Source organism: Streptomyces sp. LX-29, from assembly GCF_029541745.1.
Classification (GTDB): Bacteria; Actinomycetota; Actinomycetes; order Streptomycetales; family Streptomycetaceae; genus Streptomyces.
Genome location: NZ_CP089746.1, coordinates 6,536,465 through 6,549,850, shown reverse-complemented (window position 1 = coordinate 6,549,850; position 13,386 = coordinate 6,536,465). Strand labels below are relative to the sequence as shown.

At 70.0% G+C, this 13,386-nt stretch carries 10 protein-coding genes; all 10 read left to right on the top strand.

The genetic code is table 11. The features are described from left to right. Nucleotides 1-93 precede the first annotated feature (93 nt). The 10 genes from LRS74_RS27605 (at nucleotide 94) to LRS74_RS27560 (ending at nucleotide 13,354) form a co-directional block, all read left to right on the top strand. Nucleotides 94-543, top strand: coding sequence for a hypothetical protein (locus LRS74_RS27605; RefSeq protein WP_277743528.1), 450 nt, complete (start codon nucleotides 94-96; stop codon nucleotides 541-543). 81 nt (nucleotides 544-624) lie between these two features. After that, nucleotides 625-1,536: a protein kinase gene (locus tag LRS74_RS27600; RefSeq protein ID WP_277743527.1), complete on the top strand. Its 912-nt coding sequence runs from the start codon at nucleotides 625-627 to the stop codon at nucleotides 1,534-1,536. Between the two features lie 446 nt (nucleotides 1,537-1,982). Continuing rightward, nucleotides 1,983-2,516: a YrhB domain-containing protein gene (locus LRS74_RS27595; protein WP_277743526.1), complete on the top strand. Its 534-nt coding sequence runs from the start codon at nucleotides 1,983-1,985 to the stop codon at nucleotides 2,514-2,516. A 721-nt stretch (nucleotides 2,517-3,237) separates the two neighbouring features. Beyond that, nucleotides 3,238-4,209 (top strand): cyclase family protein, encoded by a 972-nt coding sequence (locus LRS74_RS27590; RefSeq protein ID WP_277743525.1) that lies wholly within the window; start codon nucleotides 3,238-3,240, stop codon nucleotides 4,207-4,209. Between the two features lie 129 nt (nucleotides 4,210-4,338). Next, nucleotides 4,339-5,919, top strand: coding sequence for a GMC family oxidoreductase (locus tag LRS74_RS27585; protein ID WP_277743524.1), 1,581 nt, complete (start codon nucleotides 4,339-4,341; stop codon nucleotides 5,917-5,919). A gap of 400 nt (nucleotides 5,920-6,319) precedes the next feature. Next, nucleotides 6,320-7,807 carry a cytochrome ubiquinol oxidase subunit I gene (locus LRS74_RS27580; protein ID WP_277743523.1) on the top strand — a complete coding sequence of 496 codons (1,488 nt, stop codon included), beginning with the start codon at nucleotides 6,320-6,322 and terminating at the stop codon, nucleotides 7,805-7,807. Then, the gene (locus LRS74_RS27575) at nucleotides 7,804-8,844 is read left to right on the top strand and encodes a cytochrome d ubiquinol oxidase subunit II (RefSeq protein ID WP_277743522.1); all 1,041 of its coding nucleotides are present in this window, start codon (nucleotides 7,804-7,806) and stop codon (nucleotides 8,842-8,844) included. The genes LRS74_RS27580 and LRS74_RS27575 overlap by 4 nt, the downstream gene beginning before the upstream one ends. Before the next feature lie 89 nt (nucleotides 8,845-8,933). Continuing rightward, nucleotides 8,934-9,770, top strand: a complete 837-nt coding sequence (locus LRS74_RS33675; protein ID WP_347178163.1) for a cation:proton antiporter — start codon at nucleotides 8,934-8,936, stop codon at nucleotides 9,768-9,770. A gap of 42 nt (nucleotides 9,771-9,812) precedes the next feature. Next, entirely contained in the window at nucleotides 9,813-10,640 is an 828-nt protein-coding gene (locus tag LRS74_RS27565) for an FAD binding domain-containing protein (RefSeq protein ID WP_277743521.1), read from the top strand. Then, the gene (locus LRS74_RS27560; protein WP_277743520.1) at nucleotides 10,637-13,354 is read left to right on the top strand and encodes a molybdopterin-dependent oxidoreductase; all 2,718 of its coding nucleotides are present in this window, start codon (nucleotides 10,637-10,639) and stop codon (nucleotides 13,352-13,354) included. The genes LRS74_RS27565 and LRS74_RS27560 overlap by 4 nt, the downstream gene beginning before the upstream one ends. Nucleotides 13,355-13,386 lie beyond the last annotated feature (32 nt).

Sequence of the window (13,386 nt, the reverse complement as noted above, 5' to 3'; positions counted from 1 at the left end):
AGGCAGGTCCAGTACCCCGTTCCGCCCCTGTGGCTCAGGGCTGGGGCGGGTCAGCAAGTGCCGTGCACTGCTCCTACTGGGAGGGAATACACAATGACAGCAGTAGCGAACGACCTCAAGGTCGGCCGTTCCCTGGTCGACTCCGAACTGTTCGATAGTGTCGCGGAGTTCACCACGATTCACTTCGGGTACGACCGCGAGAAGGCGGAGCGCGCCACGGATCAGGCGCTCGCCTTCCTAGCGACCGTCGGCACGGCCACGGTCAAGATGGTGCCGTCGGACGACGTGGACGGCGCGCTTCACGCGTTCATCCTCCACACGGCCGACTACCGCCAGTTCTGCGAGAAGTACGCGGGTCGCTTCCTGGAGCACAACCCCCGTCCAGGCGGGGGCGGCCGGATCCTGGAGGAGGTCACGGCGACCGCACACGCGATGAAAGCGAAGGGCTTCATGGTCTTGGACGACCTATGGACCGTGGACGGCGCCTCGGCTGCACAGTGCGATTCGGACTGTGGCCGCGACTACCGCAACGCCGCTGACTGATCAGCGGTACTCTCCGCCCGCGACGTGAGCGAAGCCGGCTCCCAGCCTGGGGGTCGGCTTCACCGTTTGGAAGGTAGAAGAATGATTCACACCGGGCCCTACGGCTTGCCCGATTCGGCGTTGGAAGCCCTCAACCCGCTGTCTCAGCGGTTAGTGATGAACCGGCGCGGAACCACGCTTTGGAAAGTCCGCTCGGCCCACAGAACCTACGCCGTCAAGGTCGGCTACCCGACCACAACGCACGCCTGGACGGCCCTGGCCCCCGCGCGCGAAGGCGCGATCTTGCGCCGCCTCAACAGGGACGACGTGAGCTATGGCGACTGGGAACACGGCACCTGGAACGTCCAGCCCTGGCACCAGGGCGACAGCCTGTACGACCTCTGGCAGCCCCACCGCGCTGAAGGGGCCTCATCCGTACCTGACCTAGGTGAAGCGCTGTCCTGCGCGGAAGCCGTAGCCTCTTTGCACTCAATGGGTTGGACACATGGAGACGTCCAGCCTGCGCACCTGATCACCAGCCCCAAGGGAACAGCGCTTATCGATCTCGCTTTGGCGCACGGCGGAAGCGTGCCCGCCAGATACGACTTCAGCTATCGGGGCTGTCTCGTCCACTACGAGAGTCCGGAAATCTCGCGCAGCGTGCTGGAGACCGGTACGGCAGCCCCGAGCATGGCAGCGGACGTCTACGCCCTCGGAGCCTCGCTCTTCATCAGCGCTACCGGACTACGCCACGTCGCCTACCCCGATGACGCGAGCCGCAAGGATCAACGTCAAGCCATCGTAGACGGACCACACCGGCCGGTGAAGGTGCCCGGGGTACTGGGCACCCTCATCAACGCCATGCTCAACCCGGATCCCGCCGACCGGCCGACGAGTAGCCAAGTCTGCGAAGAGCTGATCAGGGCTGACGGGGTTCGGCCACGTGACCAACGCATGACCAACAGCGGCCAGGAACGGGCAGAAACAGCAGGTGAGCATGACCAACCCCGATAGGCTCCAAGGAGCCTCAAGGGCTACGTTCTTGCAGGTCAGCTAACTAATGAGCTGGTGCCCGAGAGGAGAGTTCAAGCCCCCCTCGGACACCAGCAGGAACCCCAGTTGATCTGGGGTTTTTCTGTTTTCCCGGCCTCTGGGCGGCCGCGGCGGCGGACCTCGGAGTGCACCGGGATGGGTGGGCGAAATACCGGTGAGTGCTTCCGCGCGGGCGACAAGGTGGGGCGCGAGGCACAAGGTCGGGATACCAGCCGCGGGCTACCGCTTGCAGCGTCTCCACCAAGGCCGCGAGTTCTCCAATACTCGGCCGGCGGGGCGTCGAGGGCCGCTGCGCACTCCTCAGTCTCGGCAGCGATGGTGGCTTCCCTGCACCGCGCGCCGGACGGCACCGGATCGATGACGGGGTGCGCTGAAGTCCGGTTGGCCCGGAGTGAAGGATGGGAAGCATGATTTCCCAGGAACGAGCGATCGAGCTGGTCGAGTCCTTGCTGGAGCGGGAGCGGCCGACCTGGGCATGGGCGAGGCTGATCCCGAAGCTGGCTGTCTACGCCGTCGAGGAGCGTTCGGTCGGGTGGCTCGTCTACTGGACGTCGGCGAACGGCGCCCGCAACCCCGATCTGCGCGGGAACCTCCTCGGCGGCCCCTACCTGGTCGACCGGGAGGACGGGAGCATCCACTTCGTTCCCGGCACCGACTGGACCGATGACTGGGAGGAGGACTACCTCCGGCAGGTCAAGGGCATCAAGATGCCCGACCCCCTCGCCGCGGACATCCGCCACCTCGCGGACTCCGTCGGGACCGCCGCCGCCATGCGGCACCTGCGCAAGCAGGCCCCACGGATGAGCCTGCAGCAGGCCAAGACCTACGTGACGATCGTCAGGGACGGGAGTGAACCACCCGAGGAACTGGCGAGCCTCACCCGCAAGCCCAATCCATGGGGCCTGGGCCCGATCGAGACGCTGGCCGGCCCAGTCCGGTAGCAGTCCGGCTGCACAGCCGGCTCCGCACTTACTGCGGTGTACGAACGACCCCGGTGATCGACACTGTGGTCTTCTTCGGCGTAAACGAGCCCTCGGTGGTGTCGGCTGCGGTCTGCACTGAAGAGGACGTCTCGCCGGGCTGGATGGTATCGGTATGAACGTCCACCGACTCGCATTCCTCGACTTGGTCGTCACCTCACGCTATAGGCCATCGGTCCGCCTCACCGCATAAGGAGCGGATTGAGCCACTGATCAGTAAGGAAGCTCGTGGGGCGCGGTCGAAGCAGCGGCTGGGCGAGCCCGCGCGGCCGTCCCGTCGGCAGCCGCGTGCCAGGCCGGCCGTGCGGCCGTGGCCGGAGAAGGCGGCCTTCGATCAGCGCGGTGGCATGGCGCGGATTGCGCGCGGGGCCCGACACCCGGAATGCGTGCCAAACCGTGCCAGCGGAGACTGGTGCCAGTGCCCTTCGGCGGACGAGGAGGACGCCGGCGTGACGGAGCGTACGAGCGGAGCCGGACCGGCGGCGCCGGTCAGACCGGGTGAGCACGGCGGACCGGCGGACCGGGTCAGACCGGGTGAGCACCGCGGACCGGCGGACCGGGGCGGAGCGGGTGAGCACCGCGCACCGGCGGACCGGGGCGGAGCGGGTGAGCACCGCGGACCGGTCGAGCGGGGCGGAGCAGGTGTGGGCGGCGGGGCGGGCGTGGGCGGGTGGGGGTCGTGATGTCGCGCCCGCGGCCGTCGGCGCAGCGTCAGGCGGCGGAGCCGCCCCTGTCCGAGGAGGACTTTCGGTCTCTGTACCGGCGGCTGTGTGACCAGGCTCGGAGCGGGCGGGGCGAGGGAGACCTGCGCCGTGGAGCCCTGGTCCATCTGACCCCCGAGCGTGTGGTGGCGGCCGCCGCGGGGGTGCGGTGTGGGCGGACCGTGTCGCTGGCCGCGCCCATCGAGACCCGGCCGGGGCCGGACGACCCGGAGCCCGCGACGCACCGGATGACGGGGACGGTCCACCAGGACCCCGAAGCGCCCGGGTTGCACTTCGCGCTCGACCGGTTCGCCATGAACGTGCACGGTGACGCGCACACCCATCTCGACGCGTTGTGCCACGTCGTCTTCGACGGCGAGCTCTATGGCGGCGTACCGGCGAGCACGGTGACGCCGGACGGCGCCCGTGCGCTCACGGTCGACGTGGTGCGCGACGGGATCGTCGGCCGCGGCGTACTGCTGGACATCCCGCGGCTGCGCGGGGTCCCCTGGCTCGAACCCGGCGACCATGTGACGGCCGACGACCTCACGGCCGCGGAGGCCGCTCAGGGGGTCCGGGCCGGGCCGGGAGACCTGCTGTTCGTGCGCGTCGGACACCGCCGTCGGCGTCGGGAGACCGGTGCCTGGGAGGTGGCGCGGGCCCGGGCCGGCATCCATCCGGCGGCGTTGGGATTCCTCGCCGAGCGGCGCGTCGCCGTGCTGGGCTCGGACGGCAACAACGACACGGCTCCGAGCCTGGTGGCGGAGGTCGCGTTTCCCGTCCACGTGCTGGCGATGCACGCCATGGGTCTCCATCTCCTGGACTACCTGGACTTCGAGGAACTGGCGCCGGCGTGCGAACAGCTGGGCCGCTGGCACTTCCTGTGCGTGGTCGCGCCGTTGCGGCTGCCGGCGGCCACCGGCTCTCCGGTGAATCCCGTCGCCGTGCTCTGAGCGGGGCGGCAGGGGGCTCTCTCTCCCGGGTGCCGCTCCGGCGCGGGGCGTCTATGTTCGAAGGGGGGAGACCGGCCTGACAGGTCCCGGCGGGGACGCGGGACCGCGAACCCGAGGACGGTGGTCGCCGTGGGCGACGCCCCCCACTACGACGTCATCATCATCGGTACCGGAGCGGGCGGAGGGACGCTCGCGCACCGGCTGGCGCCTTCCGGGAAACGGGTGCTGATCCTCGAACGCGGCGACTACCTCCCGCGCGAGCGGGACAACTGGGATTCCACCGCCGTGTTCGTCAAGGGCAGGTACCGGGCCCCGGAGTTCTGGTTCGACAAGCACGGCAAGGAGTTCCCGCCCGAGGTCAACTACTACGTCGGCGGCAACACCAAGTTCTATGGGGCCGCCCTGTTCCGACTGCGGCCCGAGGACTTCGGCGAACTGACGCACCACGACGGGGTCTCCCCCGCCTGGCCGATCCGGTACGAGGATCTGGAGCCGTACTACACCCAGGCGGAACACCTGTACCGGGTGCACGGCCGGCACGGCGAGGATCCCTGGGAGGGCCCGGCCGGCGAGCAGTACGCGTACCCGCCGGTGGAACACGAGTCGCGCATCCAGCAGTTGAGCGACGACCTGGAGAAGCGGGGCCTGCACCCCTTCCACCTGCCCATCGGGGTCGATCTGACCCAGGACGGCGAGGGCCGGGCGACCCACTCAAGCGTCTGCATCCGCTGCGACCGGGTGGACGGCTTCCCCTGTCTGGTGCGCGGCAAGTCCGACGCCCAGGTGATCTGCGTGGAACCGGCGCTGCGGCACCCCAACGTGGAGATGATCACGAACGCCCGGGTGACCAGGCTCGAGACCGATCCGGCGGGCCGCGGCGTCAGCACGGTCGTGGCCCGGCTCGCGGGGGACGAGGAGGCCCGGTACGCGGCCGACATCGTGGTCGTCGCCTGCGGCGCGGTCAACTCGGCCGTCCTCCTCCTCGCCTCGGCGAACGAGCACCATCCCCGGGGCCTGGCGAACAGCTCGGACGTGGTCGGTCGGTTCTACATGCGCCACAACAACCTGGCCCTGATGGCCGTTTCGAAGGAGCCCAACGACACCAGGTTCCAGAAGACCCTCGCCCTGCACGACTGGTACCTCGGCGCCGACGACTGGGACTACCCGCTCGGCGGGATCCAGATGCTCGGCAAGTCGGACGCCGAGCAGATCCACGGTGAGGCCCCGCGCTGGGCCGGAGCGGTGACCCCGGACATGCCCTTCGAGGTCCTGGCCCACCACGCCGTCGACTTCTGGCTGTGCGGGGAGGACCTGCCGCTCCCCGACAACCGCGTCACCCTGGACGACGACGGTCGCGTCCACCTGGCCCTCGACGAGTCCAACAACATCGCGGGGCTGGAGCGCCTGCGGCACAGGCTCCAGCGCATGCTGGGCCATCTGGGCATGCACGAGCACCATCTGCTGCCCCACAGCATCTACCTGCACAAGGGCATGCCGATCGGCGCCACGGCCCACCAGGCCGGCACCGTGCGGTTCGGCGACGATCCGGCCTCCTCGGCCCTGGACGTCAACTGCAAGGCGCACGACCTCGACAACCTGTACGTGGTCGACACGAGCTTCTTCCCGAGCATCGGGGCGGTCAACCCGTCCCTGACAGCCATCGCGAACGCCCTGCGCGTCGGCGACCACCTGCTGGACCGGCTGCGCTGAGGTCGCGGACCACACCGGCCGCGCCGACACCGCCGACTCACGTCGACCGAGGTCCGACCCTGCGAAGCGTCGACCGAAGTCCGACCGGGCGAAGCGTCGACCGACGTCCGACCAGGCGAAGCGTCGGCCGCAGTCCGACCGGGCGACGTCCGACAGAGCGAAGTTCCTGGACCAGGCGGCGTAACGCCGGACCGCCCCTCATCGCCGCACCGAGCCCGTGGTGATTGTGTGACGCCGGTAACGCTCCCGGGCCCCGGCCCGGCGGAGCGGCGCCGGCAGTCGAGGAGGCGGTACGTCGTGAGCTCCCCCGAGATCGCACCCGAGGGCGTGGTCCTGCTTCCCGGATCCGCCGCCGAGAACTGACCCCGCTCACCCGCGTCGGCTCCCGGGAGAGGCACGCATGCACCCCACGATGCAGCTGTTGGTGGACGCGCCGCCGCAGACGCTGCCGGCCAGATCGCTCATGGCCTTCACCCTGGCCTCCCACATCATCCTGGTGCCGCTGGGCGTGGCGCTGCCGCTGATCACCCTCATCATGCACGGCTACGGCCTGCGCCGCGACGACCCGACCGCCCTGCTGCTGGCGCGGCGCTGGTCGGCGGTCATGGCGGTGCAGTTCGCGATCGGAGTGGTCACCGGGACCGTGCTGTCCTTCGAGTTCGGCCTGCTCTGGCCGGGCCTGATGGGACGTTGGGGCGATGTCTTCGGCATCGGATTCGGCGTCGAGGCATGGGCCTTCTTCTTCGAGGCGGTCCTCATCGCGGTCTACCTCTACGGCTGGCGCCGGCTGCCTTCCCGTGTGCACTTCCTGCTCGGGCTGCCCCTGCCGGCAGCCGCTCTGCTCGGGGCCTTCGGCATCCTGGCCGCGAACTCCTGGATGAACACGCCGCGGGGTTTCACTCTCGACTCCGCGGGCGACCCCACCGACGTGAACATCTGGAAGGCGATCTTCACCCCGATGTTCGGGCCGCAGTACTGGCACTTCGTGGTGGCGATGCTGGTGACCGCGGGTTACGTCGTGGCGGGGGTGTACGCCGTCGGATGGCTGCGCGGCCGCCGCGACCGCTACCACCGGCTCGGCTTCACCGTCCCGTTCACCGTCGCCGCGCTGGCGACTCCCGTGCAGTTCGTGCTGGGCGACTCCATCGCCCGACAGGTGTTCCACAAGCAGCCGGTGAAGTTCGCCGCGATGGAGATCGTCTGGAAGACCGACACCCATGTCCCGGAGTACCTGTTCGGTCGCCTCCATCCGGACGGCACGATCTCCGGCGGCATCAGGATCCCGCAGCTCGACTCCATCCTCGCGGGGTTCCGCCCCGACACCAGGGTCACCGGGCTGACCTCCGTCCCGGCGGCCGACCGGCCGAACGCCACCCAGGCCACCATCACCCACTGGGCCTTCGACATCATGGTCGGGATCGGCTCGGTGCTGGTGCTGCTCGCCCTGTGGTACGGCCTCGTCTGGCTGCGGCGCCGCCGCCTGCCGGAGTCGAAGTGGTTCTTCCGGAGCGCCGCCTGCGCGGGCGTCGCCTCCGTCGTCGCCGTGGAATGCGGCTGGATCACCACCGAGGTGGGCCGCCAGCCGTGGATCGTCTACCAGAACATGCGGGTCGCCGAAGCGGTGACCGCCACCCGTTCCACGACTCTGTGGATCATGTTCGGTCTCGTCGTCGTGGTGTACGTGTTCGTCTTCGGCTCGTTCCTCGCCGTGCTGCTGAAGATGCGCACCCGCTGGCGGCTCGCCGACGAACAGCGGACGGAGCCGGGACCGGTCGCGCCGCCGGAGACGGACACACCCTACGGCCCCCGCCCGCCGGTTCCCGCCGGCGACGCCCCGGCGCCCCGTGGCGACGACGGCCCGGCACCGACCGCGGGAGGCCGGCCATGACCGCCGATCTCGTCGCCGTCGTCCTGCTCCTCGCGGTCGTCGCCTACGCCTGCGCCGGTGGCACCGACTACGGGGCCGGGTTCTGGGACCTGACCGCCGGCGGGACGGAGCGCGGCAGGCGCCCCCGGTGGCTGATCGACCACGCCATGGCCCCCGTCTGGGAGGTCAACAACGTCTGGCTGATCTTCGTTCTGGTCATCATGTGGACCGGGTTCCCGGACTTCTTCCAGGCCGTCTTCACCGCGATGTGGCTGCCCCTGGCGCTGGCCGCCGTGGGCACCGTGCTGCGCGGCGCCGGCTTCGCCCTGCGCAAGCCCGCCCGGCGGCTCGCCGGACGGCGCCTCTACGGGGCGGTGTTCGCCATCGCCTCCCTCCTCACTCCGTTCTTCCTCGGAGCCGCGGCCGGAGGGATCGCCTCCGGCCGGGCGGCCCCCGGCACCGAGCCGTCGGCGCACGCCTGGTCCAACCCCACCTCGATCCTCTTCGGCCTCCTCGCCGTCGCCACCACGGCCTTCCTCGGAGCCGTGTTCCTGGCCGCCGACGCCCGGCGCTTCGACGCCCCCGACCTCGACGGCTACTTCCGGCGGCGAGCTCTGGCGGCTCTCGCCGCCGTCGCCGTACTGGCCGTCATCACCCTGGGCGTCACCCACGATGACGCGCCCCACGTATGGCACGGCCTCACCCGCGGCGTGGGACTCCTCTTCGTCATCGCGGCGGCACTCGCCACCGTCGCCTCCGCCTGGCTGCTGCTCCGCCCCTCCGCGGCCTGGTCCCGGGTCACCGCGGTCGGCGTGGTCGCCTCGGCCATCCTCGCGTGGGGCATGGCCCAACGCCCGTATCTCATCCCGCCCTCGCTGACCGTCGCGGAGGGCGCGGGCGCGCCCACCACCCTGCGCTGGCTGGTGTTCGTCACCCTCGTCGCGGTGGTGCTGGTCTTCCCGGCGGTCGCCCTCCTGTACTGGCTCGACACGCACGGCGAGTTGGAAGCCCTCACCGACGACGACCTGCGGCGACGTGGTGCGCGGGACGAGGGCTGAGCTCGGGGACCCCGTGCCGCGCGGGGCCCTCGGGGGGTGAGGCCGCGGTGACCGGGGACGGGATCCTGCCGGGCATCGGCCTGACCGTCGTGCTCGCCGTGGACTCCCAGATCCTGGCGAGCCGGCTGCGGGTCCCTTCGCTGATCGTGCTGCTGCCCGTCGGTTTCACCGCCGGGGCGCTCACCGAGGTCATCCACCCCGACCGGCTGGTACCCGACTTCACGCAGCTGGTGTCGCTCGCGGTGGCCGTCATCCTCTACGACGCCGGACTCGGCCTGGAGCTGCGGGCGCTGAAGGGTGAGGTCCGGCGCGTGGTGGCGCGGCTGATCATGCCGGGGGTCCTCATCACCTGGGGAGCCGGCCTGGGGCTGGTCGCCGCGCTGTTCGACGTCCCGTTCACGGTGGCGGTCATGATCGGCGTGATCCTCGTCGTCTCCGGGCCGACCGTGGTCGGTCCGCTGCTCGACCACGTCCCGCCGACCGAGCGGGTGCGGGTCACCCCGGCGCCCGTCATGCTAGGCAACCGCCCGGCGCACGCCGGGCGAACGGTGTGTCAGCCGCGGCGCCGTTCATTCGATCGGCCGCGACCGACGGGCACCGGTCCCCTCAGCGGCCCGACGGGCGCCCCCGACGCCCGACTCGCCGCCATATCCCGGTGGCCACCGGGCGAATCCCCGACGTGGCAGGGCCGGCCTGTCCTGCTATATCCTGAAAACACATCTCCGCGCCCGCCGGTCTTTCTCAGGAAGTCTCGACCGCAGGGGCCATACATTCGATTCCGTCGCTCGAGGTTCTGCCGCTCCCAGCGCGCATCGCGCCTCCGCTCCTCGTGCCCCGTCGACATTCGACGAGTACGTCGAGCTGAATGTCCAGGAGCGGACTCTGAACGCGAGCGGCGGCACGTGCTGGTCGATCGAGTTCGGTAGGCGGTCGTCGCACGATGATCGTCGCGAGGGAGATCGTTTCCCATGGACCTCAACACCATCACCGAAGTCGTCCGGCGGCCGTCCGCTCAGCCGGGCGCGGACTGGCGCGAGGGCGACGCCTGGCTCGCGGGCGGGACGTGGCTGTTCTCCGTGGAGCAGCCCGATCTGCGCCGTCTGATCGACCTGACAGCGCTGCGTTGGGATCCCCTCGTCCCGAGCGACACGGGCCTCGAGATCGCCGCGACGTGCACCATCCGCGATCTGTACGCCTTCGCTCCGCGCGACGACTGGATCGCGGGCACCCTTTTCGCGACGAGTTGCGAGGCGTTCCTGTCCTCGTTCAAGGTCTGGAACTCGGCGACCGTCGGCGGAAACATCTGTATGTCCCTGCCCGCCGGTCCCATGATCACGCTGACGGTCGCGCTGGAGGCACGGTACGGGTTGATGGCTCCCGACGGGTCCGCGCGCACCGTCGACGCCCTCGACTTCGTGACCGGCGACCGTCAGAACGTCCTCTCGCCCGGGGAGATCCTGCGACGCGTCGACATTCCGGCGCACGCCCTGCGGAAACGCACCGCGCACCGTCGTTTCTCGCTGACCCGACTCGGTCGTTCGACGGTTTTCCTCATCGGGACCCAGACGCCGGGAACGAGCGACCTGCTGCTCACCGTCACAGCCGGCACCACGCGCCCCGTACGGATGGCCTTCGACACCATGCCCGACGCCCGGACCCTGCAGCAGAGCATCGACGTCATTCCGGCCGACACCTGGTTCGCCGATCCCAACGGGACCCCCGACCACCGTCGCCACCTGACGAAGCACTTCGCCGAGGAGATCCGTCGCGAACTCATGGCCGGGAGTCCGGCATGACGTACCGCGTGAACGGCAGGAGCTTCGACGAGGAACCGGACCCCGGACAGTGTCTGCGCACCTTCCTTCGCTCCCTCGGCCACTACGGCGTCAAGAAGGGGTGCGACGCGGGCGATTGCGGCGCCTGCACCGTGTGGTTGGACGGCAGTCCGATACACAGCTGCATCACCCCCGCGTTCCGTGCGGACGGTCGCGAGGTGACGACGATCGAGGGGCTCGGATCGCCCGGCAACCTGCATCCGATGCAGCGACAGTTCCGTGACGCCCCGGGGTTCCAGTGCGGTTTCTGCACCGCTGGAATGATCATGACGTCGGCGACGTTCACCGCGGCGCAGAAGAAGGACCTGCCGCGGGCCTTGAAGGGCAACCTCTGCCGCTGCACCGGCTATCGGGGGATCGAGGACGCCGTGAAGGGCGTCGCCGGGGTGGAGCCGGCCGCGCCGGGAAAGGCCGTCGGGACGAGCGTCGGCGCTCCGGCGGCCAACGACGTGGTCACCGGCCGCGCCGAGTTCACGATGGACACCCCTGTCGAAGGGATGCTGCACCTCAAGGTGGTGCACTCACCCCACGCGCACGCCCGGATCGTCTCGATCGACAAGACCGCCGCGCTCGCGGTCCCCGGCGTGCGTCGCGTCTACACCTGGGAAGACGTGCCCCGCAAGCGTTTCACCACGGCGATCCACACCGATCACCTCGTCGATCCGGACGACACCTTCATCCTCGACGACACGGTCCGCTTCGTCGGCCAACGCGTCGCGGCGGTGCTGGCCGACACGGTGGGGGCGGCGGAGGAGGGCTGTCGAAGGCTCGTCGTCGAATACGAGGTCATGCCGGCCGTGTTCGACCCCGAAGAGGCGATGACCGAGGGGGCGCCACAGATCCACGGCTCGCACGACCCCTTCGTACGCGACCCCGTCCGCAACATCCTGTTCGAGATCCATGCGCGCGTCGGCGACGTCGACGCGGGGTTCGCCGAAGCCGACGTGGTCCACGAAGGCACATACTTCTCGCCGCGCGTGCAACACGCGCATCTGGAGACCCATGGCTCGATCGCCTGGATGGAGGACGGTCGCCTGAACGTCCGCACCAGTTCGCAGTCGCCGTCGATCGCGAAGGTCAAACTCTCCTATCTGTTCGCGCTGCGCCCGGACCAGCTGCGCGTGTTCTGCGCACGCGTCGGCGGCGGCTTCGGCGGCAAACAGGAGGTGATCTCGGAGGATCTGGTCGCGCTCGCCACCCTGGACACCGGGCGCCCCGTCTGCTTCGAGTACACCCGCGAGGAGGAGTTCACGACGGCTTCGCCACGGCATCCGATGGCGTTGACGGTCAAGCTCGGCGCGAAGGCGGACGGGACGCTCACGGCGCTCCAGGTTCGCAATGTGTCGAACACGGGCGCCTACGGCAACCACGGCGGCGAAACGCTGTACGCGGGCGGCGCCGCCGTCATGATCTACCGCTGCCCCAACAAGAGGTACGACGCGTACTCCGTCTACACCAACACCGTTCCGAGCGGGGCGCTGCGCGGTTACGGGATGACGCAGCCGGCGTTCGCCGTGGAATCGGCGATGGACGAGCTGGCGCGCGCCGCGCACATCGATCCGCTCGACCTGCGACGACGCAACATCGTGCGGCCGGGCGATCCGCTGGTCGCCATGGGCGACGGGCCCGACGACGTGATGTTCACCGAGCACGGGCTGGCGCGGTGCATCGATCTCGTGGAGGGGGCCATGGCCGGTACGGCCGGTGAGCCGTCCCCCGGCCCCGGGTGGCTCGTCGGGACCGGCTTCGCGAGTTCCCTGCACGAGACCGCGCCCCCGACGGAACACCTCTCCGAGGCATGGGTGACCCTGGGCGACGACCTCGTCTACGAGGTGGCCGTCGGAACGGCCGAGTTCGGCGAGGGGACGTCGACCGCTCATGTCCAGATCGCGGCGACCCAGCTGGGCACGACTCCCTCGCGGATCCGCCTGGTGCAGTCCGACACCGACCGCACGGGATTCGACACCGGCGCCTTCGCGAGCGCGGGGCTCTTCGTGGCGGGCAACGCGGTGCTTCGGGCGGCCAACGCCGTGCGCGACCGCATCCTGGAGTTCGCCGCCGCGCACACGGGTGTCCATCTCGTGATGTGCTCCCTGGACGACGAGGGCGTCGTCTGCGGCGACCAGCGCGTGTCGTTGGCGGAGGTCGTCGCGCTGGCCCGAGCGCGCGGCATACGGTTCACCGCCGCCCGCAAGGCCTACGGCTCGCCGCGAAGCGTCACCTTCAACACGCACGGGTTCCGCGTCGCCGTCCATCCGGTGACGGGTGAGATCCGCGTCCTGTACAGCGTCCACGCGACCGACGCCGGTGTCATCGTCAACCCCGCGCAGGTGCGGGGACAGGTGGAGGGCGGTGTGGCCCAGGGTCTCGGCTTCGCGCTGACCGAGAACTACCAGGTCGACGCGGACGGTGTCATGGTCAACCCGAACCTCCGCAACTACCGCATCCCCACCTATGCCGATGTCCCCCGCACCGATGTGCTCGCGGTGGACTCGGCGGACTCCTACGGGCCGCTGCGGTCGAAGGGGATGGCGGAGTGCTGTATCAACCCGGTGGCCCCCGCGTTGGCGAACGCGCTCCACGACGCCACGGGGGTCCGCTACCGCGCGCTGCCCCTGACCCCGGAACGGATCTACCGCCGGCTCACCGAGCGCCAGTCGGCGTCGCGGCCCTGAGCGCCCTCCCCGGCCACCGCGTGTGGCGCCGG

Coding starts and splice junctions, on each gene's coding strand:
- LRS74_RS27605 (WP_277743528.1), top strand. CDS start 94: ATGACAGCAGTAGCGAACGACCTCAAGGTCGGCCGTTCCCTGGTCGAC.
- LRS74_RS27600 (WP_277743527.1), top strand. CDS start 625: ATGATTCACACCGGGCCCTACGGCTTGCCCGATTCGGCGTTGGAAGCC.
- LRS74_RS27595 (WP_277743526.1), top strand. CDS start 1,983: ATGATTTCCCAGGAACGAGCGATCGAGCTGGTCGAGTCCTTGCTGGAG.
- LRS74_RS27590 (WP_277743525.1), top strand. CDS start 3,238: ATGTCGCGCCCGCGGCCGTCGGCGCAGCGTCAGGCGGCGGAGCCGCCC.
- LRS74_RS27580 (WP_277743523.1), top strand. CDS start 6,320: ATGCACCCCACGATGCAGCTGTTGGTGGACGCGCCGCCGCAGACGCTG.
- LRS74_RS27575 (WP_277743522.1), top strand. CDS start 7,804: ATGACCGCCGATCTCGTCGCCGTCGTCCTGCTCCTCGCGGTCGTCGCC.
- LRS74_RS27565 (WP_277743521.1), top strand. CDS start 9,813: ATGGACCTCAACACCATCACCGAAGTCGTCCGGCGGCCGTCCGCTCAG.
- LRS74_RS27560 (WP_277743520.1), top strand. CDS start 10,637: ATGACGTACCGCGTGAACGGCAGGAGCTTCGACGAGGAACCGGACCCC.